The 20,814-nt window shown below is 65.2% G+C and carries 25 protein-coding genes; 13 read left to right on the top strand and 12 right to left on the bottom strand.

All coding sequences use genetic code 11. From position 1 onward, the window contains the following. Window positions 1–60: 60 nt before the first annotated feature. From DW352_RS08665 to DW352_RS08655, 3 genes are all read left to right on the top strand, one after another. Window positions 61–345: an EthD family reductase gene (locus DW352_RS08665; RefSeq protein WP_245434460.1), complete on the top strand. Its 285-nt coding sequence runs from the start codon at window positions 61–63 to the stop codon at window positions 343–345. Window positions 346–444: 99 nt separating this feature from the next. Next, window positions 445–1,977 carry an MFS transporter gene (locus tag DW352_RS08660; protein ID WP_342634899.1) on the top strand — a complete coding sequence of 511 codons (1,533 nt, stop codon included), beginning with the start codon at window positions 445–447 and terminating at the stop codon, window positions 1,975–1,977. A gap of 201 nt (window positions 1,978–2,178) precedes the next feature. After that, complete coding sequence (locus tag DW352_RS08655; protein WP_115690361.1) at window positions 2,179–2,697, top strand: methylated-DNA--[protein]-cysteine S-methyltransferase; 519 nt, start codon at window positions 2,179–2,181, stop codon at window positions 2,695–2,697. Here the strand turns inward: DW352_RS08655 and DW352_RS08650 are convergent. From DW352_RS08650 to DW352_RS08640, 3 genes are read right to left on the bottom strand one after another with little or no spacing between them, the layout of a single operon-like run. Next, window positions 2,681–3,322: a glutathione S-transferase family protein gene (locus tag DW352_RS08650; RefSeq protein WP_115690359.1), complete on the bottom strand. Its 642-nt coding sequence runs from the start codon at window positions 3,320–3,322 to the stop codon at window positions 2,681–2,683. The two genes, DW352_RS08655 and DW352_RS08650, sit on opposite strands and share 17 nt — an antisense overlap. A 34-nt stretch (window positions 3,323–3,356) precedes the next feature. Then, window positions 3,357–3,863 (bottom strand): peptide deformylase, encoded by a 507-nt coding sequence (locus DW352_RS08645; protein ID WP_115690357.1) that lies wholly within the window; start codon window positions 3,861–3,863, stop codon window positions 3,357–3,359. After that, window positions 3,860–4,726: a helix-turn-helix transcriptional regulator gene (locus tag DW352_RS08640; protein ID WP_115690355.1), complete on the bottom strand. Its 867-nt coding sequence runs from the start codon at window positions 4,724–4,726 to the stop codon at window positions 3,860–3,862. The genes DW352_RS08645 and DW352_RS08640 overlap by 4 nt, the downstream gene beginning before the upstream one ends. Window positions 4,727–4,818: 92 nt before the next feature. Between DW352_RS08640 and DW352_RS08635 the strand changes: the two genes are divergently transcribed. Then, window positions 4,819–5,706, top strand: coding sequence for an SDR family oxidoreductase (locus DW352_RS08635; protein ID WP_115690353.1), 888 nt, complete (start codon window positions 4,819–4,821; stop codon window positions 5,704–5,706). 80 nt (window positions 5,707–5,786) lie between these two features. Here DW352_RS08635 and DW352_RS08630 read toward each other — a convergent pair whose 3' ends face one another. Continuing rightward, window positions 5,787–6,545, bottom strand: coding sequence for an SDR family oxidoreductase (locus DW352_RS08630; protein WP_115690351.1), 759 nt, complete (start codon window positions 6,543–6,545; stop codon window positions 5,787–5,789). Window positions 6,546–6,641: 96 nt separating this feature from the next. Here DW352_RS08630 and DW352_RS08625 point away from each other — a divergent pair, with 96 nt between their 5' ends. Next, a complete protein-coding gene (locus DW352_RS08625; RefSeq protein ID WP_115690349.1) occupies window positions 6,642–7,568 on the top strand; it encodes an AraC family transcriptional regulator in 927 nt (308 codons plus the stop codon). Between the two features lie 28 nt (window positions 7,569–7,596). On the opposite strand, the gene yghU is transcribed toward DW352_RS08625, so the two are convergent. The 3 genes from yghU to DW352_RS08610 all read right to left on the bottom strand — a co-directional run bounded on the left by yghU (window position 7,597) and on the right by DW352_RS08610 (window position 9,565). Beyond that, window positions 7,597–8,472 (bottom strand): glutathione-dependent disulfide-bond oxidoreductase, encoded by an 876-nt coding sequence (gene yghU / locus DW352_RS08620; RefSeq protein WP_115690347.1) that lies wholly within the window; start codon window positions 8,470–8,472, stop codon window positions 7,597–7,599. A 230-nt stretch (window positions 8,473–8,702) separates the two neighbouring features. Continuing rightward, on the bottom strand, window positions 8,703–9,200 hold the full coding sequence (locus DW352_RS08615) for an SRPBCC family protein (RefSeq protein WP_115690345.1): 498 nt from the start codon (window positions 9,198–9,200) through the stop codon (window positions 8,703–8,705). After that, window positions 9,197–9,565: an ArsR/SmtB family transcription factor gene (locus tag DW352_RS08610; RefSeq protein ID WP_245434368.1), complete on the bottom strand. Its 369-nt coding sequence runs from the start codon at window positions 9,563–9,565 to the stop codon at window positions 9,197–9,199. The genes DW352_RS08615 and DW352_RS08610 overlap by 4 nt, the downstream gene beginning before the upstream one ends. Window positions 9,566–9,780: 215 nt before the next feature. Between DW352_RS08610 and DW352_RS08605 the strand changes: the two genes are divergently transcribed. Continuing rightward, window positions 9,781–10,569 carry an LOG family protein gene (locus DW352_RS08605; RefSeq protein ID WP_425374641.1) on the top strand — a complete coding sequence of 263 codons (789 nt, stop codon included), beginning with the start codon at window positions 9,781–9,783 and terminating at the stop codon, window positions 10,567–10,569. A gap of 63 nt (window positions 10,570–10,632) precedes the next feature. Here the strand turns inward: DW352_RS08605 and DW352_RS08600 are convergent, their stop codons facing one another. Both DW352_RS08600 and DW352_RS08595 read right to left on the bottom strand, forming a co-directional pair. Next, window positions 10,633–11,265 carry a Vgb family protein gene (locus tag DW352_RS08600; protein ID WP_115694312.1) on the bottom strand — a complete coding sequence of 211 codons (633 nt, stop codon included), beginning with the start codon at window positions 11,263–11,265 and terminating at the stop codon, window positions 10,633–10,635. Window positions 11,266–11,298: 33 nt separating this feature from the next. Then, entirely contained in the window at window positions 11,299–12,519 is a 1,221-nt protein-coding gene (locus DW352_RS08595; protein ID WP_115690341.1) for a helix-turn-helix domain-containing protein, read from the bottom strand. A gap of 129 nt (window positions 12,520–12,648) precedes the next feature. Between DW352_RS08595 and DW352_RS08590 the strand changes: the two genes are divergently transcribed. From DW352_RS08590 to DW352_RS08575, 4 genes are all read left to right on the top strand, one after another. Continuing rightward, complete coding sequence (locus DW352_RS08590; protein ID WP_115690339.1) at window positions 12,649–13,413, top strand: DUF899 domain-containing protein; 765 nt, start codon at window positions 12,649–12,651, stop codon at window positions 13,411–13,413. Beyond that, window positions 13,406–13,675, top strand: a complete 270-nt coding sequence (locus DW352_RS08585) for a hypothetical protein (RefSeq protein ID WP_425374640.1) — start codon at window positions 13,406–13,408, stop codon at window positions 13,673–13,675. The genes DW352_RS08590 and DW352_RS08585 overlap by 8 nt, the downstream gene beginning before the upstream one ends. A 58-nt stretch (window positions 13,676–13,733) precedes the next feature. Then, window positions 13,734–14,186: a MaoC/PaaZ C-terminal domain-containing protein gene (locus DW352_RS08580; RefSeq protein ID WP_115690337.1), complete on the top strand. Its 453-nt coding sequence runs from the start codon at window positions 13,734–13,736 to the stop codon at window positions 14,184–14,186. Window positions 14,187–14,350: 164 nt separating this feature from the next. Next, entirely contained in the window at window positions 14,351–15,094 is a 744-nt protein-coding gene (locus tag DW352_RS08575; RefSeq protein ID WP_115694310.1) for an alpha/beta fold hydrolase, read from the top strand. Window positions 15,095–15,158: 64 nt separating this feature from the next. Here the strand turns inward: DW352_RS08575 and DW352_RS08570 are convergent, their stop codons facing one another. Continuing rightward, entirely contained in the window at window positions 15,159–15,698 is a 540-nt protein-coding gene (locus DW352_RS08570; RefSeq protein ID WP_115690335.1) for a TetR/AcrR family transcriptional regulator, read from the bottom strand. Between the two features lie 91 nt (window positions 15,699–15,789). Here DW352_RS08570 and DW352_RS08565 point away from each other — a divergent pair, with 91 nt between their 5' ends. The 3 genes from DW352_RS08565 to DW352_RS08555 all read left to right on the top strand — a co-directional run bounded on the left by DW352_RS08565 (window position 15,790) and on the right by DW352_RS08555 (window position 18,742). Then, complete coding sequence (locus DW352_RS08565; RefSeq protein WP_115690333.1) at window positions 15,790–16,581, top strand: SDR family NAD(P)-dependent oxidoreductase; 792 nt, start codon at window positions 15,790–15,792, stop codon at window positions 16,579–16,581. A 287-nt stretch (window positions 16,582–16,868) separates the two neighbouring features. Beyond that, on the top strand, window positions 16,869–18,311 hold the full coding sequence (locus tag DW352_RS08560) for a metal-dependent hydrolase family protein (RefSeq protein WP_115690331.1): 1,443 nt from the start codon (window positions 16,869–16,871) through the stop codon (window positions 18,309–18,311). A 77-nt stretch (window positions 18,312–18,388) separates the two neighbouring features. Further along, window positions 18,389–18,742 carry an ArsC family reductase gene (locus tag DW352_RS08555; protein ID WP_115690329.1) on the top strand — a complete coding sequence of 118 codons (354 nt, stop codon included), beginning with the start codon at window positions 18,389–18,391 and terminating at the stop codon, window positions 18,740–18,742. Here DW352_RS08555 and DW352_RS08550 read toward each other — a convergent pair. Both DW352_RS08550 and DW352_RS08545 read right to left on the bottom strand, forming a co-directional pair. Then, window positions 18,739–19,662 carry a LysR family transcriptional regulator gene (locus tag DW352_RS08550; RefSeq protein ID WP_115690327.1) on the bottom strand — a complete coding sequence of 308 codons (924 nt, stop codon included), beginning with the start codon at window positions 19,660–19,662 and terminating at the stop codon, window positions 18,739–18,741. The two genes, DW352_RS08555 and DW352_RS08550, sit on opposite strands and share 4 nt — an antisense overlap. A gap of 10 nt (window positions 19,663–19,672) precedes the next feature. Beyond that, the gene (locus DW352_RS08545) at window positions 19,673–20,713 is read right to left on the bottom strand and encodes a YeiH family protein (RefSeq protein WP_115690325.1); all 1,041 of its coding nucleotides are present in this window, start codon (window positions 20,711–20,713) and stop codon (window positions 19,673–19,675) included. Window positions 20,714–20,814: the final 101 nt, after the last annotated feature.

Genomic DNA, 20,814 nt, shown 5'->3' with positions numbered 1-20,814 from the left:
CGCGGCGCTCGCCCCAACCGATTTCGGACACCACCGCAGAGGAGGCCTCCCGTGGTCACCATGTACGTAACCTATGCAGGCAATGCCGACACGCCATTCGACCGCGAACATTGGATCGGCGTCCATCTCCCGCTCGTGCGCGACTGCTGGGGACCCTACGGGCTCGAACGCCTCGCCGGCTTTTTCCCTCAGGGAGATGGTGGCGGCCTAATCGCAATCGCGACCTGCGTCTTTCGAGACGAGGCAGCCATGGAAGCGGCGTTGGCCTCGCCGGAAACAGAGCGAGTGATGGCTGACGTCGATCTTGTCACCGCCGTCAAGCCACAGCGCACCTTGGATGCTTGATGCGGCTCATGCCCGCATAGGCGTGGCGGTCGATGCCGGATGGAGCGACCTAGATTGGTCAGCGATAGCGAAGTTTACAATCGAGAACGGAAAACACCCGTGAGCAACACAGTATCTCAAGCAGGAAACCTGCCGACCGCTATGTCTGAAGACGATGGCGCGCCACGCGACCCACGTCGCTGGGCGATGTTCGTGATCCTACTGGTCGGCGCGTTCCTACCCCCGCTCGACTTCTTTATCGTCAATGTCGCACTTCCCTCTATCCGAGGGGAATTGGGTGCCTCTTCCTCTGTCGAGCAACTCGTTATTTCCTCTTATGCCGCGCTCTACGCCGTGACACTGACGACGGGCGGGCGGCTTGGTGATCTGTATGGCCGTGGCCGGATGTTTTTTCTCGGCCTGGTCGGCTTTGCCGCTGCCTCGGCGCTGTGCGGCTTCGCATGGTCGCCTTGGGCGCTGATCGCCGGGCGCATATTGCAGGGCGTGACGGCGGCCGTGATGGCGCCGCAGGCTCTCGCCTCGGTGCAGGCGATTTTCCCCGACTCGGAGAAGCCGCTGGCACTCAGCTTTTATGGCGCGGTCTTCGGTCTGGCGGCCATTGTCGGGCAAGTGCTGGGCGGCGTCCTGATTTCGCTCGATCTCATGGGGCTAGGATGGCGGGCGATCTTCCTCGTCAATCTGCCGGTGGCAATCCTTGTCATGCTGTTTGGCATTCCACTGCTGAAGGAAACGCGCGCGCAAAACGCGCGGAAGCTGGACCTTGGCGGCATGACCTTGTCCGTAGTGACGCTGGGCGCGCTGATCGTGCCGCTGATCGAGGGGCGTGAGGCGGGGTGGCCCTTATGGTCCTGGCTGTCGCTGATCACGGTGCCTGTGTTGGCGCGGTTCTTCTGGCGATACGAGAGCAGGCTCGCCCGCGAGGGCGGTGCTCCGCTGCTCGATCCGGCTGCGTTGCGCGCACCAGGGTTGGGCCGCGCACTGCTGATCGCACTGTTGTTCTATGCGATCGGCACCTTCTTCCTGCTGTTCTCGGTCTACTTGCAGAACGCATTGCACACGAGCGCGTTGAAGGTCGGCCTCGTTTTCCTGCCGTTCGGCGCGGGGTACCTGTTGGGCCCGCTGGCGACGCCTTTCGGCAAGCGGCTTCTGGGTGCCTATGTCACTCCGATCGGTATGGGGCTGGAGGTCGTCGGGGTCTTAGGCTTGGCCGGGCTCATCGCGACGACGCCAAACGGCGTGTACCCCGCGCCGGCGCCGCTTGCCGCCGTCCTGTTTGCCATCGGTTTCGGACAAGGGTTCGTGCTGCCGCCCCTGATGCGGATGGTGACCGGGCGCGTCGCGCCGGCCTTTTCCGGGATGATCGCCGGCATCGCCAGTTCGACGTTGCAAGTCGGCACTGCGCTCAGCGTCGCCGTGATCGGCGGGATTTTCTACACCGTGCTCGGCGCACGGACCGATCCGGCGGCCATTACCCAGGCTCTTGTCGTCGCTCTGCTCTGCATTGCGTTCTGCCTCGCCGCCGGCGCCGGACTCGGCGTCACGCTTGTCCAGCGCCGCTCGCCGCCGAGTGAAAGAAATGCAGGGTGGCCATGTGCCGCTGCACTGCGTGCGACGGATGCGCCGAAGTCATGACCGACGATCACCGCGTGTTTCTCCGCGAGCGCATCGTGATGGGCAATTTCCGCACCTACGACTACGTCGTCGGCCTGCGCGGCGCCTGCCGTGGCACGCCGCTTGGCAGCCGGCCGTCGCTAGCACGTGTAAAACGGTTCAGGAATCGGGTCGCGATCCGTGCGCCGCGCGGTTATCCATGCTCCGTAAAGGAGAGTGGCTATGACGCAGTTCACCAAGACGATGGACTCGCCGGTCGGCGCACTGACGCTGATTGCGAACGAGGCCGGTTTGTCCGCCGTGCTGTGGCAGAACGACGATCCCAAGCGCGTGCGCGTCGGCGATCTCGTCGCCGCGCCCGAGCATCCGGTTCTAATCCAAGCCGAACGTGAGCTCAGCGAATATTTCGCTGGCAAGCTCGCGTCGTTCAGTGTGCCGCTCGATGCGACAGGGACGCCGTTCCAGAAGAAAGCATGGGCCGCCTTGCTGACGATTCCCTATGGCGAGACGCGCAGCTACGGCGCGCTGGCGCGCCAACTCGGCAATCCGAAGGCCTCGCGTGCGGTCGGCGCCGCCAATGGGCGCAATCCGCTCTCGATCATTGTGCCGTGTCACCGCGCCATTGGCGCCGACGGTGCGCTCACGGGTTTTGCCGGCGGGCTGGACGCGAAGCGATATCTGCTCGCGTTGGAGGCGGGTAACACCTCGGCGCGCGGGACGGCGCTCAATCACGCTTGTTGATCGCCAGTTGAGCCGCGAAGGCGCGCTTATAGGCGGGCCGCGCTTCGCCGCGGGAGACATAGGCGGCCAAGTTCGGAAATTCATCCAGAATGCCGGATGACTTCAATCGGAGCAGCACCGAAACCATCATCAGGTCGCCCGCGCTGAATGCGCTGTCGAGCCACGCGGCGTCTCCCAAATGGCGGGACAGTTGTGCCAGCCGGGCGCGGATGCGCTCTTCGACTAAAGGCAGGCGCGCCTGCGTCCACGGCCTGTCGCCCTCGTGGATTTTGGCGGTTGTCAATTCGAGGATCGGCGGTTCCACCGTGTTGAGCGCGGCGAACATCCACATGATGGCGCGCGCCCGCGCGTTGGCATCGTCGGGCAACAGTCCCGGATAGTGTTGGGCGATGTGCAGGACGATCGATCCCGTCTCGAAGAGGACAAGATCGCCTTCCTCGTAAGTTGGAATCTGTCCGAATGGATGAAGCGCCAGATGGGCGGGCTCCTTCATCGCTTGGAATGACACAAGGCGAACCTGATAGGGTTGGCCGGCTTCTTCCAGGGCCCAACGAACGCGCGTATCGCGCGCCAATCCCCGGCCGCCATCGGGCGAGCGCTCGAAGGCGGTGATGGTGATGGTCATTGTGCATTCTCCCGACATGAGCCGCGCGGCACGCTTATCCGGCGTGAACACGACCGATCTTCTCGAACCGCTTGATGAGCCTGTCGCGCTTGAGGCGCGAAAGCCGCTGGATCCAGAATATGCCGTCGAGCTGATCGATCTCGTGCTGATGGCATACGGCGCGCAGCCCGCTGGCGTCCTCGCTTTGTGTTTCACCGTCGAGGTCTTGGTAGGTGACGCGGACGCGCGCATGCCGCTCGACGTCCTCGGTGACGCCCGGCATGGAGATGCTGCCTTCCTGATGCACGATCTTTTCCGGTGCCGCGAAGGCGATGCTTGGATTGACATAGGTGCGCGGCGCCTCGCCGCCGCCAAGATCGAGCACCACCACGCGCAGCGGCATGCCGATGTGCGGCGCGGTGATGCCGATGCCGGGGGCGGCCCGCAGCGTGTCGAGCATATCCGCGGCGAGCGCGCGCAACGCGGCGTCGAACGCGGTCACGGGTTCGGCGCGCTGCTTCAGGCGCGGATCGGGAAAGCGCAGGAGAGGGCGGACGGTCATCGCCGTGCATCGTCCAACGCCTGCGGCCGCTGCTGCTTGTCCAGCAGCGACTTGATCCGCTCGGCGTCATCCGGCGTTGCCGGATTGTAGACGACAAGGCTGAGGTCCGTTCGGCCATCGACGGCGAAAGTGGAGAATTCGAAGGCCAGCCGGCCGATCACCGGATGACGGATATGCTTCACGCCGTCGCCATGCGCGCCGTGCACTTCATTGTCGCGCCACATCGCTTCGAACTCGGGGCTGACGCGGCGGAGTTCGCCGACGAGACGCTCCACCTCCGCCGCGGCGCCCGCGCGGGCCGCATCGACTCTGAAGGCGCCCAAGACAAATCGCGCGACGCTCTCCCAATCGTATTGCAGCGCGCGGGCGCGTGGATCCAGAAAGATGTAGCGCAGGATGTTGCGTTGCTCCGGCGGCAACGATCCGTAATCGGTGAGCATCACGGTCGCCGCGCGATTCCACGCGACGACGTCCCAGAGGGCCGTCCTGATCACCGCGGGGCTCGGATCCAGCGCATCGAGCACGCGCTGCAGACGCGGCGTGACGCCGTCGTTCTTTTGATAGCGGGCCTCGGGAGGGCGGCCGAGCCCGAGCAGGAAGACGTGCTCGCGCTCGACGTCGGTCAGCATCAAAGCGCGGGCGATACGGTCGAGCACGTCGGCCGACGGCGCGCCGCCGCGTCCTTGTTCGAGCCACGTGTACCAGGTCGGGCTGATATTGGCGCGCTGTGCCACCTCTTCACGACGCAAGCCCGGCGTGCGGCGGCGCTCGGTCGGCAGGCCGAAGGCCGCCGGGTCGAGCTTCATACGGCGGTCTTTCAGGTAGCTGCCCAGCAGCTTCTCGGTCGCGGCAAGGTCGCTCATGCTGGTAGCAATCTTAATAGGATAACGTCACTACTTTAACATGATACATGATGGGCACAGATGTGTCTCCTACGAAACCGGAGACTTGGCTCATGCGTGTATTTGTGACCGGCGCGACGGGATTTATCGGCAGCGCCGCCGTGAAGGATTTGATTGCGGCCGGCCATCAAGTGATTGGCCTCTATCGCGACGAGGAGAAGGCGGCTGCCCTGGCGGCCACGGGCGCGGAGCCGTATCGCGGATCGATCGCGGACCCCGAGAGCCTCAAGGACGGTGCGGCCCGCGCCGATGGTGTCATCCATTTGGCCTTCAACCACGACTTTTCGCGGTTCGTGCAGAACTGCGAGGACGATCGCCGTGTGATCGCGGCGCTCGCCTCGGTGCTTGCCGGCTCCAACCGGCCGCTCATCGTCACCTCCGGCACGCCGATCGCCAACACCGTGCCCGGCCAGCCGGCGAAGGAAGACAACCCGCCCGCCGGTTCTGGCACTCATCCTCGCGCGGCGTCGGAGGAAGCGGCCCGGGAAGCCGCCGCGAACGGCGTCAACGTTTCGATCGTTCGGCTTCCGCAAGTTCACGACACGCGCCGGCAAGGGCTCATCACGCTATTGATCGACATCTATCGCCAGAAAGGCGTGTGCGCCTATGTCGGCGACGGCCTCAACCGATGGCCGGCAGCCTATGTTCTCGACGTGGCGCGCCTCTACAGGCTGGCGATTGAAAGGGCCGAGCCGAACGCGAAGTATCACGCGGTCGCGGAAGAGGGCATTGCCATACGCGACATCGCGCAAGCCATTGGCCAGCGTCTGCAACTGCCCGTCAAATCCATCGCCGCTGACGAGGCGCAGGCTTACTTCGGCTGGCTCGCGATGTTTGCCGGACACGACATGCCGGCCTCGAGCGCGCAGACGCGGCAAAAGCTCGGATGGCAGCCGACCGGCCCGGGGCTGATCGCGGACCTCGATCGTCTTGCGAACTAGGGCGGACCCGAAGGTCAGTCGAATAAGAGCTGCACTGATCGAGAGCGGCGTTGCCACCGCTCTCGATCTTCGTACACCGTTCACGCGGTCAGCGCATCAACTTCGGCGGCTAAGGCCACGGCGTCGGCGCCAGCGGGAATGCGCATGGGGCTCGACGGATCGTTCGCAGCGCGCCACACCGCCTCAGCCACATCTTGCGCGTGGGTCACTTCGGTCGACTGTCCCCACGCGGCGAAGACGTTCTGTACCAGTTCGGCGTATGGTTCTGGAAACCCGGCCAGCATTCGCGAACGGGCGTTGTCGCCGAAACGGGTCTCCGGCGCCCGGCCAGGCAGCACGATGTTGACCCGGATGTTGAAGGGCGCGAGTTCAAGCGCCATGGATTCGCCGAACGCGTTTACCGCCGCCTTGCTGGCTGTGTAGACGGAGAGCAGGTGAAGCGGTCGCATCGTCACGGTCGACGTCACGTTCACGATGACGCCGGCCTTCCGCTGCCGAAACTGCGGTAGCACTGCCTGCGTCATGGCGATTGTGCCGAGCGTGTTGGTCTCGAAGATCTCGCGGACCGTCTCCATCGGCGTGCCCTCGACGGCGTTCAGGAAGCCGATGCCCGCGTTGTTGACCAGGACGTCGATTGGACCGGCAGCCTCAACGGCCCGACGGATGCTCTCCGCGTTGGTGACGTCCAGCGCAATGACGCGCAGGTTCTGCGAAGGCGGCAGGATGTCTTCACGTGGGCTTCGCATCGTGGCGATCACGTTCCAGCCGCGATCGAGGAAGTAGCGGGCGATCTCGAGACCGAATCCGGATGAGCATCCGGTAATCAGGATGGTCTTCATAACGACTCTCCGTGAATTGTGATCGCCGGAAAGTGGACCTCCTTCGCCGGATTATCTACAATCGAAAGTCCATTAATTGTTTGAGGAAGTCCGGGAATGGCCGACCAGGGTGATCCGCTCGCCGACGTCGTGACACTGCTGCAGCCGGGCGCCCCCTTCTCCAAGCTGGTCACTGGCGTGGGCCGCTGGGCCATTCGCCGTACGGAATTCGGGCGGCCCTTCTATTGCGTGCTGCTCGAAGGAAGCATCCGTCTTTTGGTCGACGGGCACGAACCTATCACGCTCCAGGCGGGCGACTTCGTTCTGATCCCGTCGGCGCAGAGCTTCACGGTATCGAGTCTGGAGCCCGCGGAAATCACGATCGTTGACACGCAGCCGGCCCAGTTAACCGGCGGCGAATTCAGGCTCGGCAAGAAGGATGGTCCGGCCGATGTCCGGATGCTGGTGGGATATTGTGTCTTCGGCTCTGCCGACGCCACTTTGCTCGTCTCGCTTCTGCCTGAACTTGTCGTCGTGCGAGGCGAGACGCGGCTGGCGACCCTGGTCCAACTCGTGAGGGATGAATCCCGCCAGACGCGGCTCGCGCGCGAGGTCGTCCTGGCGCGGCTTCTCGAGGTTCTCTTCATCGAGGCCTTGCGATCCTCCGCCGGATCGGCGGCCTCACCCGGCTTGGTGCGGGGGCTTGCCGATGCGCGCCTCGCGGCGGCGTTGCGGAAGATGCACGAGAATCCGGCCCATGCCTGGACGATCGCGCAATTGGCCAACGAGGCGGCACTGTCGCGCTCAGCTTTCTTCGACCGGTTCAGCCGCGCCGTGGGCATCTCGCCGATGGAGTATCTGCTCGCGTGGCGTATGGCCCTGGCCAAGAACATGCTGCGGCGAAAGGACAGCACCGTTGCCGAAATCGCCGACCGCGTCGGCTATAGTTCGCAAAGCACGTTCACCGTTGCATTCACGCGCCATGTCGGCGTGCCACCTACTCGGTACCTAGCCGAGGGGGTGGGCACGCCGCAGGTCGTCTAAGCGGTGTCAGCCGAACAGGCTGATCCGTTTACGCAGTCGCTTTGAGCTTGTCCTGCGTCTTGGTTTCGAAGTCGCTGGCGTCGTGACGCTCGTGCAACTGCGTCGACGGATCGCCGTTGACGCGGTTGACCATGCGGCCGCGCTTCACCGCCGGACGCTCGAGCAGCATGTCGGCCCAGCGCAACACGTTCTTGTATTCATGCGCGCTGAGGAATTCGGCGCCGTTATACGACCAGTTTTTGACGAGGCCGCCGTACCACGGGAAGATCGCAATGTCGGCGATGGTGTAATCGTCGCCCGCGATATACTTGCTCTCGGCGAGCCGCCGGTCGAGCACATCGAGCTGCCGTTTGGCTTCCATGGTGAAGCGGTCGATCGCGTATTCGATCTTGACCGGCGCGTAAGCGTAGAAGTGGCCGAAGCCGCCGCCGATATAGGGCGCGCTGCCCATCTGCCAGAACAGCCAAGAGAAGCATTCGGCGCGCGCGGCCGGTTCGGTCGGGAGGAGGGCGCCGAATTTTTCCGCGAGATACGTAAGGATCGCACCCGACTCGAAAACGCGGATCGGCTTGGGCCCGCTGCGGTCCATCAAAGCGGGGATCTTGGAATTAGGATTCACCGCGACGAAGCCGGAGCCGAACTGCTGGCCTTCGCCGATCTTGATCAGCCAGGCATCGTATTCCGCGCCCTTGTGCCCGAGCGCCAGAAGCTCCTCGAGCATGATCGTGACCTTCTGACCGTTTGGCGTGGCCAGAGAATAAAGTTGCAGCGGATGCTTGCCGACCGGCAATTCCTTCTCATGCGTCGGCCCGGCGATCGGCCGGTTGATGTTGGCGAACTGGCCGCCGCTCGGCTTATTCCAGGTCCAAACCTTTGGTGGCACGTAATCGGTGGTCTCGGTCATTTCCGGGCTCCTGCCTCGCACGCTGTCGCGTGGGGTTCCTGCGTTCACGGCTGTTCCGCCTAGATAAGGCATTGGCAGCCCAAGGCAACCGCGCGAGGCGCATTGCTGCTCTCGTGCCCGTAACGAAAACGCGGCGGCATTCGCCACATGCCGCCGCGCGATCGTCCGTTTTCGCGTTTCCCAACGGCGCCAGAAGAGGTGGCGATGGCGGCGAGGGACGCGGAGGCGCCTTACGCCGTCGGCTTCATCCCGCCCTGGATGTAGTCGACCATCTGCGTCACCACCGTGCCCCAGCCGTCGTAAAAGCCCATCGCTTCGTGCTTGGTGCGGTTTTCTTCCGTGCCATGGATGGCGGTGGCGACATAGCGCGTGCGCTCGGGGCCGAGCGGCGACAGCTCGAGATAGGCGGTGAAGAACGGGTTGGGCGCCGGCCGGAAGCCGGGCAGCAGCGTGTCGGTGAACACCAGCCGTTCGTTCTCGATGACGTCGAGATAGCAGCCGATGTTGGGAAACTCCTTGCCTTCCGGCGACAGCATGGTCGTGCTGCAAATGCCGCCGGGGCGTACGTCGAGTTCGCATTTCGACACCGACCAGGGGCGCGGGCAGAACCAGTGCTTGAGATGCTCGGGCGTCGTCCAGACCTTCCAGACGAGGGACACGGGCACATCGATCTCGCGCTCCAGCACGAGGTCGAACTTCGGATCGGGCTTAGCCAAGGCTGCTTTCATTTAAGACCTTCCTTCTTCAACTGCAGTAAATAGGCATCGAGCTGGTCGAGGCGGCGTTCCCAAAGCTTGCGTTGCTGGCCGAGCCAATCCTCGGCGAGCTTGAGGCGGTCGGGCGCGAGTTCGTACGTGCGCACGCGGCCTTTCTTCTCGGAGCGAACCAGCCCGCTGCCTTCGAGCACTTTGAGATGCTCGAGCAGGGATGGCATCGCCATCTTGTAGGAGGCGGCGAGTTCGCTGACCGACGCCGGTTTCACGCTGAGCCGTTCGACGACGTCGCGGCGTGTCGGATCGGACAGCGCCCGGAAGATGCCGTCGATCACGGCTGCCGCAGGCCGCGCGGCGTGTTGCTTCATCGCAGGAGTCATGGCGGTCCGTTCCGACGCTCCGGGGTTCGAGGCCGTGACAGTAGGGGCGAGAAATACTTAGGTCAACGCCTAAGTGTTGCGCTAAAGCGTCGCGCCTGTACGCGCGCCTGGCTGGCGGCGCCATCGCACGGCGACCGCGCTGCGTGTGGTCTGCGTCGCGCGGCCAGTGTAGGTATCGGCGACGCCGAAGCACCCGACAGAAAAGTTCGTGACCATTGACTGACACCGACCGACATCAGCCGTCGAGCGTTCCGCTCGTCGACGCAGACCGCACCGCGCTTCCTTCCTATCGTCTTCCCGCGCTCGACCAGGATTTCCTCCTGGGCGATTCCATGCGTGGCGTGCGCTTCATGCTCGAATACGCCAAAGCGGAGGAAGCGTTGCGCGACTGGAGCGTACGCTCCACCATCGTCGTGTTCGGTTCCGCGCGCGTGCGCGAGAACGGTCCGGGTCGTCAGGCCTTCTGGTACGAAGAGGCGCGAACATTCGGCCGTATCGCCTCGGAACGTGGCGGCGCGTTGAAGCCGCACGGCAAAGTTCGCGACAACGTCATCGCCACCGGCGGCGGCCCGGGCATCATGGAGGCGGCCAACCGCGGCGCGGCCGATGCCGGCGCGCCGTCGATCGGTTTCAATATTTCACTGCCGCACGAGCAGGCGCCCAACGCCTATTCGACGCCGGATCTGACCTTCCGCTTCCACTACTTCGCGATGCGCAAGATGCATCTGGCGATGCGCGCCAATGCACTGGTGGTGTTTCCCGGCGGCTTCGGCACGCTCGACGAACTGTTCGAGATTCTGAATTTGCGGATCACCAACAAGGCGCCGCCGGTGACCACCGTCATGCTGGACCGAAATTTCTGGGAGACGGTGATCAACTTCGACGCCTTGATCGACCATGGCATGATCGACCGGGCGGATTGCAGCGTGTTCCGCTATGCGGAGAGCGCCGAAGAGATCTGGGACATCCTCGCGACGACCGACCTCACGGCGCATAGCGGTTGACTCTCACGCCTGCCGGGGCGGGGCGCGGTGGGCCGTCGTCCCGGTGAGGCGTTCACGGGAAACTCATCGCGGCCGGCGGATGGCGCGCACCTTGCCGACGTTGCCGCCGCCGCAGAAGAAGCGATCGCCGCCATCGGACTCGAGTCCGGACACGGCGGTGCCAGGCGGCATCTCAAGGCGCTCGAGCACTTCTTCCGTCTCGGGATCGATGCGCCGCACGTCGCTATCATCGCCTTCCCAGGTGCCGTGCCAGAGTTCGCCGTCGACCCAGGTGACGCCGGTGACGAAGCGGTCCGAGTGCAGCGTGCGCAGGATCGCGCCGGTCTCCGGATCGACCTGGTGAATCTTCCGTTCGCGATATTGGCCGACCCAGAGCGAGCCTTCGGCCCAGGCAAGACCGGAGTCGCCGCCATCGCCGGGCGCCGGAATGGTCGCCAGCACGCGGCCGGTCTTCGGATCGATCTTCTGGATGCCGCTCTCGGCGATCTGGAACAGATGCTTGCCGTCGAACGCCGTGCCGGCATGCGCGGCGACATCGATGGAGCGCACGGTTTTGCCGTTCGCGGGATCGACGGCATTGAGCTTGTCGCCGGTCGCGATCCAGATATTTTTGCCGTCGAACGTGACGCCGCCGACCTTATCGACACCCGGAAAAGGGCCGTACTCGCGGATGATTTCGGCCGTCGCTTTTTTCATGAGGCACATCCTCTCTGCTGTGATGCAGACAACCTAATCGCCCGGCAGCGGCGCGGGGAGTAACAAGGTCGTCGCGAATCCGGGCATCGGCGGCGTCATCCAGCGGCGCGCGCGGCCATGGCCGAGCGCTTGTATCTTACCCGCCGCGGCAAGTTCCTCGAGCGAGCGTTGCACGGTGCGTTGGCTGGCGCCCATGGCCAAGGCCAGCGCCGAACTCGACCACGATTCACCGTCGGCGAGAAAAGCAAGCGTCGCCGCGTGCCTTTCCTCGACGGGGCGCGCCAGCACGACGACGTCGCGCGCGCGGCGCGGCACGAGCGCAAAGCCGTCCTTGGTCGCGCGGATGTCCGCGAGCGTGCGAAGCTTGGTGCGCAGCCGGCCCATTTCGACGCGCAGCCGCGCGCGATGCGATTCATCGGCGCTCTTGCCGCGAAAGGCGTGCGCCACGAGCGCCGTCCGCGGCACGTCCGCGGGCCAGGCTTCGGCAAGCGCGCGGGCGAGCGTGAACAGCACCGGACGCGTGGCCAGCGACACCGTCGTGTGCGCGTCGCGCGCGAGGTGGCGACAGGCGTCGATCACCAAAGCTTTGGAGGCTTGCAGCGCCTCGACGCCGTCGAGCGTGAGGACGCGTTCCTGGCCGCGCGCGATCAGGCGAGCGGCCGGAGTCGTCAGCACGTGTGCCGCGCTTGCGACCTCGGCTGTCAGCGCCGGAATGCGGGCGTCATGCGCTGCCCGAGCGGCGCGGGTCAGCGCAGCGCGTGCGGCCTTCGCCTGTAAGCGCCGCAGCGCGATGCCGGCGGACGCAAGCGCGTGGATGGTTCTCAGCGCCGGCGGCAACTGCGCCGCCTCGATCGCGGTGAGTTTCGCCTCGGCCTCGTCGAGCCGGCCGATGAGCAGCAGGCGGCGGATATCGAGATAACGCGCATGCGCGGCGTTCAGCCGATCGCCGTGCTGTTCGAGGCGCGCCCGCGCGGCATCGAGTGCCTTCGTCGGCCAAGAGAGATCGCGGGAGACAAGCGCGATCTCGGCCTCGGCGATGACGCAGCGCGCGCGGGCGACGGCTTCCTTCGGTCCGAAAGCGCGGGCGGCGCGGCGCACCAACGCTCTGGCGCGGGCAAGGTCGCCGAGCTGCGCCATGGCGATGCCGCGCAAGGCGAGCGCCGGCGCGTCGTCGCGCAGCGCCACGCGGTTCAGCGCGCCGAGAGGATCACCCGCGGCGAGCGCGCGGGCCGCGGCCGTGATCAGCGAGTCCATGCAAATCCCGCCACACTTGTCACTCCCACCGTTCGGGCTCCGATCCCTAGTCTATCCCGCAGGCCCCAACCGGCGCGCCATCTCGCCTGTGAGCACAATGGCGCGCACCCCTGACGAAGGAGATGCATCATGACACAGCATGCGACCGGAACGCGCGAGGAATGGCTGGCCGCGCGGCTCGACCTGCTCGCGGCGGAGAAGGACTACACCCGCCGCGGCGACGAACTGGCGCAACGCCGGCAGGCGCTGCCCTGGGTGAAGGTCGACAAGGACTATCGGTTCGACACCGACAAGGGCAGCGCCACATTGGCCGACCTGTTCCAAGGTCGGTCGCAGCTTCTCGTCTATCATTTCATGTTCGGTCCGGACTGGAAGGCCGGCTGTCCGTCCTGCTCGATGATCGCCGACGGTTTCAACGGCTACACCGTGCATCTCGCCAACCACGACGTGATGCTCTGGGCCGTGTCGCGGGCGCCGCTGGCCAAGCTGCAATCCTACAAGCAAAGAATGGGGTGGACCTTTCCCTGGGCGTCGTCGGCAGGCAGCGATTTCAATTTCGATTTCAGCGTGTCCTTCACCGAGGAACAGCAGTGGGAGGGCACCATCGAATACAACTACCGGCGCGGCGGGCATGCGATGGACCGCGCGCCGGTGCCGCCGCCGGTAGCGAAGTTCGCGGAGACATGCGGCACCGACGCCCAGTCGTATCGGCGCGATCGGCCGGGCCTGAGCGCCTTTGTGCGAGAGGACGGTCAAATCTATCACACCTATTCGACCTACGCGCGCGGCGTGGACGGCATCTGGGGTGTGTATCCGTGGCTCGACCGCGCGCCGAAAGGCCGCAATGAGACCGGCGTCTGGTGGCGGCGTCACGACGAGTACGACAATGGCTGACGCGCATAGCATGCCGGCCTCTGTCGCGGACGAGCGCGGGCCGGGGATTGGAAGGGGCACAGCCGATTGGCTGTGCCTCGCCGCCACGCCGGTGTTCGCCATGATGGCCGTGCTGTCGGCAACTTCCGGCGGCGAGCCAGACCTGCTTTGCGCTGCCGTACACGGCACGTCGCCGCTCAACGGCATGGCGGCGATGTACGCGCTGATGAGCGTTTTCCACCTGGCGCCATGGCTGAGGTTGATCGCGGCGCGTCGCGCTTAAGGGCCCGCCGCTCGTCCGCGTTGCCTTTCCGACGCGCGGGCGATAACACCCGGGCGCCATGCACGATCTTTATTTTGACGACTTCAGCGTCGGTCAGCGTTTTGTCTCGGCGCGCCGGACGGTTACCGCCGACGAGATCGCGGCCTTCGCGCAGGCCTACGATCCCAATCCCTTTCATCTCGACGACGCGCCGGCGCGCGCGGCCGGCTATCCCGGCATCATCGCGTCGGGCTTTCATATGTTGTCGCTGAGCTTTCGCCTGTTCTTCGATCTCAAGCTGTGGGAGACGGCGATCATGCCGTCGCCGGGCATGGACGCGGTGCGCTGGCTCAAGCCGCTGTTGCCGGGGCAGACGATCTGGATCGAGGCGGAGGTGACCGAGGTCATTCCCTCGACCAGCAAGCCGGATCGCGGCATCCTGCGCTTCCGCCACGATACGTTCGCCGAGCCGGGCGAAAAGCTCATGACCGTCGACTGCATGCACCGGCTGCGGCGGCGCGCGTCGGTCTGAGCGCCTTATCGGGCAAAGCCACTCCTGTCTGGGCAAGAAGGATCAAGCGGTCGACGCCGCGTCACCCGACCTTGCGTTGGTTCGACACGGCCGCAGCGCCGGTTCCACCACCAGCGGAGATCATCATGAGAAAGTATACCAAATGGGCCGCGGTTGCCGCCGCCATGCTTTCGCTTGCACTGACCGCGGCGCCGAGCAGCGCCCAACCGGCCGCGCCGACGCCGGTGAAGAACGTCGTGCTGGTGCATGGCGCCTGGGCTGACGGGTCGAGCTGGAGCAAGGTCATCGCGCGTTTGCAGGCCGCAGGCCTTCATGTCACCGCCGTGCAGAATCCGCTGACCTCGCTCGCCGATTCCGTCGCCGAGACGCGGCGCGTTCTCGCGCTGCAGGACGGGCCGGCCGTGCTCGCCGGGCACTCCTGGGGCGGCACGGTCGTCAGCGAAGTCGGTACCGATCCGAAGGTGTCGGCGCTGGTCTATGTCGCCGCGCGCGCGCCCGACGCCGGCGAGGATTTCGTGGCCTTGTCGGGCAAGTTTCCAACCATGCCGGTGCGTGCCGGCGTCGAGACGCACGATGGCTTCACCACAGTGTCGCGCGATGCCTTCCTGAATTACTTCGCAAACGGCGTCGCGCGCAAAGAGGCCGAGGTTCTTTACGCGGTGCAGGAACCGACGGCGGCGAGCTTGTTCGGCGGGCGCACGACGCAGGCGGCCTGGCGTTCGAAGCCGAGCTGGTACGCGGTGTCGAAAGACGATCAGACGATCTCGCCGGATCTCGAAAGGTTTCTGGCGGCGCGCATGAAGGCGAAGACGATCGAACTCAACGCCGGCCACCTGTCGCTGGTGTCGCATCCGCGCGAGATCGCCAACCTCATCCTGGCCGCGGCCGGACATGCCGTGCAGAACTGAACAGGTCATGGTGCGAGCCGACGGAGCGGGAGGCAGCGCACCCGTCGGCCGCTCCGGCGCTGTCTCAGGGCAACGGCAACGACGCCCGCGTCGCACTCAGGATTTCCTGCGACAGCGCCTCGTCGTCGGCAAGACGCGCCAGCATCACGGCGCCGACCATCGAGGCCCATGCCGCGATCGCCGCCTGGCGACGGTCGCTCGCGGTGCGGCCCTTGGCTTCGGCGGCGAAGCGGTCGATCTGACGGCGCAGCGATTCCGTCACGTTATGACGGAGCTCGTCGGAGCCGCGCGCGGCCTCGGTGCCGAGCGAGGCGAAGACGCAACCGGTCTCGCGGTTATCGCGATGCCGAGTGCTGAGATAGCTGTCGGCGTACTTCGCGAGCGGTGCTGACGTCGGGGCAGGCGCGAGCGCGCGCGCCGCGGCGTCGGCGATCAGTGCCTCCTTGGACGGGAAGTAGCCGTAGAACGCGCCGTGCGTCAGCCCGGCCGCCTTCATGATCTCGGCGACCGTGACGCCATCGAAGCCGCGCTGACGGAATAAGCGGGCCGCCGCATCGAGGATCTGCTCCCGATGTTTTGCCACCTGCTCTTTGCTGACTTTCATGTGATCGCCTTTCGTGTCGCCACGTCTTGACAATATACATGACAATCATCAGGAATACAAACATGACGTATATCATGAATAGGAGAGGATCATGGGTAACAAACTACCGGTCGTGCTGATCACCGGCGCTTCGTCGGGCATCGGGGCGGTTTATGCGGATCGTTTCGCCAAACGCGGGCACGACCTCGTGCTCGTCGCGCGCGACCAGGCGCGGCTCGACGCGTTGGCGGGGCGGCTGCGCGCCGAAGCGGGCGTGAAGGTCGACGTGCTGCCGGCGGACCTTGCCGATCGAGACGGGTTGGCGCGGGTCGAAAAGCGTCTGCGCGAAGACGACAACATCGGCATTCTCGTCAACAACGCCGGCATAGCCGCGCCGGGCACTTTCGCGGATTCGGATATCGACGTCGTCGATCGGTTGATCCGCGTGAACATCACCGCGGTGACTCGGCTCACAGCCGCGGTCGTGCCGCGCTTCCTCAAGCGCGGGCAGGGCGCGATCGTCAACATCGCATCGGTATTGGGCCTCGCGCCGGAGGTGTCGCTCGGCGCCTATAACGCAAGCAAGGCCTATGTGCTGACGCTGTCGCAAGGGCTGCAAACCGAGCTCGGCGGCAAAGGTGTCTATGTGCAGGCGGTGCTGCCGGCGGCGACACGCACCGAAATCTGGGAGCGGTCCGAGCGCGACGTGAATAAGCTGCAAGGCGTGATGGAAGTCGGCGAACTGGTCGACGCCGCGCTGGTCGGGTTCGATCGGCGTGAGCCGGTGACGATCCCGCCGCTGCCGGATGCTGGCCAGTGGGACATGTTCGATGCCTCGCGCAAGGCGATGTTGCCGAACCTCTTCCAATCTCACGCCGCACGGCGCTATCAACCGACAGCGTGACCTGCCGCGACGACTTCGGACGCGAAAGAACCTGTGCCAAAAAGGGGTGGCGGGGCTTGGCCCGCTCGCCCCGCACCGGCTTGTGATGATCACGCATCGTGCTGATGACCGGCCGTATCACGAGCGTGAGCGTCGCTGGTAACAAGCAACGAGACATGGGCGACCCAAACGACAAAGCGCTATGTTGGAGAAATAGCATTGCATTTCATTCAATCTGGCGCGGTGGATACGCCGCGCGTTGAATGCTAGGCTGACTGTCGTCACCCAACGGCGGGCAATGTGATGCCATGATTCGATTGGGCCAAAAGTATCAACACTTGGTACACGGCGCCGGCTGCGGCTGTTCCAGCCCCATCCTGCAGCAAGTATCACGCCGTTTGGATACGTTCTCGCGCAGACATTTCCTCGCCAGTGTGGGGGCAGCGGCAATCGCCGGAGCAGTGCCAGGCGCTGCCTCTGCGCAGACCCCGGGCCCGGCCGCCAGAGTTCTCTTCAGGCAAGTTCGCGTATTCGACGGCAAGTCCGATGCGCTGAGGACAGGCGCTCAGATCCTGATCGAAGGAAACAAGATCGCGTCGATCGATACGGCCAACAGCACGCCGCCATCCGACGCCACCGTCGTCGATTGCGGCGATCGTGTTCTGATGCCGGGCCTGATCGATGCGCACTGGCACACGCTGTACGCGGCGGTTCCCTTGCCGGCTCTCATGACGGGCGACCTCGGCTTCGTCTTCGCGGCGTCGACCGCCGAAGCCGGACGCACGCTGCTGCGCGGCTTTACGACCGTGCGCGATCTGGGTGGCCCCGTCTTCACCTTCAAACAGGCGATCGACAGCGGCGTGATACCCGGTCCGCGTATCTTCCCGTCGGGAGCGATGATCACGACCAGCGGCGGCCATGGCGATCTTCGTTTGCCGACGGAGATCCCGCGCAACGAAGGGCGGTTGAGCGTGAGCGAGCTGATGGGTAGCGCCGCGATTGCCGACAGCGTCGGCGACTTGAAGATGCGCATACGGGAGCAGCTTCTCCAGGGCGCCTCGCAGGTCAAGATTGTCGGCGGCGGCGGCGTGTCGTCGCCGCGTAGTCCGCTCGATATGTCGACCTTCAGCGAAGACGAGCTGCGCGCGGCCGTCGACGTCGCCCGGGATTGGAATACATACGTCACCGTCCATGCTTATGCTTCCAACAGCGTTCAGCGGGCCATTGCGGCCGGTGCGGCTTGCATCGAGCATGCGCATCTGATGGACGACGAGACGGCGCGGATCATGGCCGACAAGGGCGTCTGGCTCAGCACCCAGCCGTTTCTGTCGCGGGAGGATGTCGCCCAGCAGACCGGGCCGTCCTACCAGCGCATGCTCCAAGTTTTCGCCGGTACGCCGAAGATCTACGATCTCGTCCGAAAGTACCGGATCAAGACGGCGTGGGGCTCGGATCTTTTGTTCTCGCCCGAACTGATGCCCCGTCAGAACTTCATGCTGACCCATCTGAGCCGATGGTACACCAACGCGGAAACGCTCCGCATGGTGACCTCGGTCAACGCCGAGCTTCTGGCGCTGTCCAATCTCCGTACGCCGTATCCGGGCAAGCTGGGCGTCATCGAGAAGGGCGCATTCGCCGATCTGTTGGTTCTCAACGGCAATCCGCTCGAGAACATTCGTCTGATCGAGGACCCCGGAAAGAATTTGGCCGTCGTCATGAAGGACGGCAGGATTCATAAGAACACGTTGTGATTGTCCCCGCCGCGGCAATCGACAAAAGTCGGGCGGAAATGGCATGGTCGCGTGACGACACGAGGGACATTGCGGCCATGGCTATTACCATCTACGGCATCAAGAACTGCGACACGATGAAGAAGGCGCGCGCTTGGCTGGAGAAGCAGGGCGTCGATTACGCCTTCCACGACTACAAGACCGCCGGCATCGAGCGCGACAAGCTCGAGAAATGGTCGAAAAAGGCTGGATGGGAGGTGCTGCTCAACAAGGCCGGAACGACCTTCAAGAAATTGCCCGACAAGGACAAGGAAGGCCTCACCGAAAAGAAGGCGATCGCCTTGATGCTGGCGCAGCCGTCGATGATCAAGCGGCCTGTGCTCGAGCTCGGCGGCGGCAAGCTTCTGGTCGGCTTCAAGCCGGACGATTATACGAAAGCGCTGGCCGGCTAGCGGCGCCGCGGTCTTTTCGGCTCGCGCGCGTTTGTCTCGTCCACGCCGGCGAGCGCGAACAAAGCCCGCTCGGCTTGCGTCGGCGTGCGTTCCTTATGGCGCAACGCCAGGAAGCGCCGCGGCGGCACGGTGAAGTCGAGGACGGCGAGGGCGCCGGACGAAACGCCCGTTTCCACTGCCAGGCGCGACAGCACGGTTGCCCCGGCGCTGGCCTCGACCGCGCGGCGCACGGCTTCGTTCGACGGCAATTCGAGCACGACATTGAGATCCGGCGCCGCGATGCCGTGCTTCTTCAGCGCCTGCTCGAACAGCGCGCGCGTGCCGGAGCCGCGCTCGCGAAACACCCATGGCATGGCAGTGAGATCGGCGGGCCGCAGTGCCGCGGCCTGCTTTGGCGCGAGCTGCGCGGTGCTCACCACGAGCACGAGTTCGTCTTCGGCGACCGGCGTCACCGCCAGCGTCGGCTCGTCCACGTCGCCTTCGACGAAGCCGACATCGACCAGGCTCTCGCGCACCATGGCCGCCACGGTTTCGGTGTTGCCGATGGTGAGGCTCAGCGCGATGCCGGGATATTCGCGGCGGAAGCGGGCCATCAGCGGCGGCAGCCAGTAATTGCCGACGGTCTGACTGGCGGCGAGGGAAAGCGAGCCGCGCTTGAGGCCGGTGAGATCGGCCAGCATCGTTTCGGCGGCGGCTGCGCGGGCCAGCACAGCGCGGGCTTCGGTCAGGAACAGACGCCCGGCCTGGGTGAGCGCGATGCGTCGGCCGATGCGGTCGAACAGCTTGGTGTCGTGCCGCTCCTCGAGCGCCGTCACCGCGGCGCTGACCGCCGACTGAGTGAGGTTGAGGTCGCGGGCCGCCTGCGTCACGTGTTCGCGTTCGGCCACGGCGACGAAGATGCGAAGCTGCTCGAGGGTCATCCGGCGCCGGTCACGTCGTCATGCGGATGAGCATTAGACTGAACGTCGCGATGAAAAGAAAGGCGGCGAGGCCGAGAAAGAACGGCCGCAGGCCCTTCATGCGCAGCTTGGCGATGTCGGTCTCGAGGCCCATGGCGGCGAGCGCGACCGAGAGCAGGAAGGTCGTGGCGGTGACGATCGCCATCTTGGCCGGCGCCGGGATGGTGACGAAACTGTTGACGATGACGAGCGCGACGAAGCCGACCACGAACCAGGGCAGCGGCACCGGCTTGGCACGGCTGTGCTCGGTGCTGCGCGCGCGCCGCGCCATGAAACCGAGGCCGACGACCACGGGCGCCAGCATCATGACGCGCGAGAGCTTGGCGATGGTGCCGAAGTCGCCGGCCTGCGTACCGTCCTGATAAGCGGCGGCAACGACCTGAGCGATCTCGTGGATCGAGGCGCCGGCCCAGAGGCCGTAGGCGTGCGGCGACAGTCCGAGCAGGCCCGGCAACAGGGGATAGACGAACATGGCGATCGAGCCGAACACCGTCACGCAGGCGACCGCGTAGGCGACGTCTTCGTCCGGCGCGTCGGTCACGGTGTTGGTGGCGATGACCGCCGAGGCGCCGCAGATCGAGGTGCCGGCGGCGATCAGTTCGGCGAGCTTGTTGTCGACGCCCAGCAGACGGCCGACCCATTTGGTGAAGGTGAAGGTGGCGACGAGCGTGATGGCGATGAGCGCGATGCCGGTGGCGCCGACCTCGGCGACCTGCGCGGCGGTCAGTTGCAGGCCGAGCAGGATGATCGCGAAGCGCAACACGCGCCGCAGCGAGAAGGTGACACCGGCCTTGGCGCGCGCCGGCGTGCCGATCAGGTTGTGAAAGGCGATGCCGATGACGATGGCGAGGATCATCGGGCTGAGGATGCCGAGGCCGGGGATCTGACGCAGCGCGAACGCGGCCGCGGCGATCGCACCCGTGAGCAGCAGACCTGGGAGCAAAGCGAGCCAACCGGCGGCCGGCGCGCGGCGGGCAGGCGGATGGCTGGCGTGATGGGCGGTGGTGGACATTGCGTCGCTCCTCTTCGGCTCCGCCGAATTTGGATGCGCGCAAGCGTTCGTTCAAACTGAATATTTCGAATGAAATGTTCGAATGCGTCGAACGAAGTGAA

The sequence above is a fragment of the Pseudolabrys taiwanensis genome, assembly GCF_003367395.1.
Lineage (GTDB): Bacteria > Pseudomonadota > Alphaproteobacteria > Rhizobiales > Xanthobacteraceae > Pseudolabrys > Pseudolabrys taiwanensis.
Note: the sequence above shows the minus strand (reverse complement) of the source record. Positions and strands in the feature narration are given on the sequence as shown.

What these genes read in the sequence shown, in the direction of transcription:
- DW352_RS08665 (WP_245434460.1), top strand. Translation starts at nt 61, where the DNA reads ATGTACGTAACCTATGCAGGCAATGCCGACACGCCATTCGACCGCGAA.
- DW352_RS08655 (WP_115690361.1), top strand. Translation starts at nt 2,179, where the DNA reads ATGACGCAGTTCACCAAGACGATGGACTCGCCGGTCGGCGCACTGACG.
- DW352_RS08650 (WP_115690359.1), bottom strand. Translation starts at nt 3,322, where the DNA reads ATGACCATCACCATCACCGCCTTCGAGCGCTCGCCCGATGGCGGCCGG.
- DW352_RS08645 (WP_115690357.1), bottom strand. Translation starts at nt 3,863, where the DNA reads ATGACCGTCCGCCCTCTCCTGCGCTTTCCCGATCCGCGCCTGAAGCAG.
- DW352_RS08640 (WP_115690355.1), bottom strand. Translation starts at nt 4,726, where the DNA reads ATGAGCGACCTTGCCGCGACCGAGAAGCTGCTGGGCAGCTACCTGAAA.
- DW352_RS08635 (WP_115690353.1), top strand. Translation starts at nt 4,819, where the DNA reads ATGCGTGTATTTGTGACCGGCGCGACGGGATTTATCGGCAGCGCCGCC.
- DW352_RS08630 (WP_115690351.1), bottom strand. Translation starts at nt 6,545, where the DNA reads ATGAAGACCATCCTGATTACCGGATGCTCATCCGGATTCGGTCTCGAG.
- DW352_RS08625 (WP_115690349.1), top strand. Translation starts at nt 6,642, where the DNA reads ATGGCCGACCAGGGTGATCCGCTCGCCGACGTCGTGACACTGCTGCAG.
- yghU (WP_115690347.1), bottom strand. Translation starts at nt 8,472, where the DNA reads ATGACCGAGACCACCGATTACGTGCCACCAAAGGTTTGGACCTGGAAT.
- DW352_RS08615 (WP_115690345.1), bottom strand. Translation starts at nt 9,200, where the DNA reads ATGAAAGCAGCCTTGGCTAAGCCCGATCCGAAGTTCGACCTCGTGCTG.
- DW352_RS08610 (WP_245434368.1), bottom strand. Translation starts at nt 9,565, where the DNA reads ATGACTCCTGCGATGAAGCAACACGCCGCGCGGCCTGCGGCAGCCGTG.
- DW352_RS08600 (WP_115694312.1), bottom strand. Translation starts at nt 11,265, where the DNA reads ATGAAAAAAGCGACGGCCGAAATCATCCGCGAGTACGGCCCTTTTCCG.
- DW352_RS08595 (WP_115690341.1), bottom strand. Translation starts at nt 12,519, where the DNA reads ATGGACTCGCTGATCACGGCCGCGGCCCGCGCGCTCGCCGCGGGTGAT.
- DW352_RS08590 (WP_115690339.1), top strand. Translation starts at nt 12,649, where the DNA reads ATGACACAGCATGCGACCGGAACGCGCGAGGAATGGCTGGCCGCGCGG.
- DW352_RS08585 (WP_425374640.1), top strand. Translation starts at nt 13,406, where the DNA reads ATGGCTGACGCGCATAGCATGCCGGCCTCTGTCGCGGACGAGCGCGGG.
- DW352_RS08580 (WP_115690337.1), top strand. Translation starts at nt 13,734, where the DNA reads ATGCACGATCTTTATTTTGACGACTTCAGCGTCGGTCAGCGTTTTGTC.
- DW352_RS08575 (WP_115694310.1), top strand. Translation starts at nt 14,351, where the DNA reads ATGCTTTCGCTTGCACTGACCGCGGCGCCGAGCAGCGCCCAACCGGCC.
- DW352_RS08570 (WP_115690335.1), bottom strand. Translation starts at nt 15,698, where the DNA reads ATGAAAGTCAGCAAAGAGCAGGTGGCAAAACATCGGGAGCAGATCCTC.
- DW352_RS08565 (WP_115690333.1), top strand. Translation starts at nt 15,790, where the DNA reads ATGGGTAACAAACTACCGGTCGTGCTGATCACCGGCGCTTCGTCGGGC.
- DW352_RS08560 (WP_115690331.1), top strand. Translation starts at nt 16,869, where the DNA reads ATGATTCGATTGGGCCAAAAGTATCAACACTTGGTACACGGCGCCGGC.
- DW352_RS08555 (WP_115690329.1), top strand. Translation starts at nt 18,389, where the DNA reads ATGGCTATTACCATCTACGGCATCAAGAACTGCGACACGATGAAGAAG.
- DW352_RS08550 (WP_115690327.1), bottom strand. Translation starts at nt 19,662, where the DNA reads ATGACCCTCGAGCAGCTTCGCATCTTCGTCGCCGTGGCCGAACGCGAA.
- DW352_RS08545 (WP_115690325.1), bottom strand. Translation starts at nt 20,713, where the DNA reads ATGTCCACCACCGCCCATCACGCCAGCCATCCGCCTGCCCGCCGCGCG.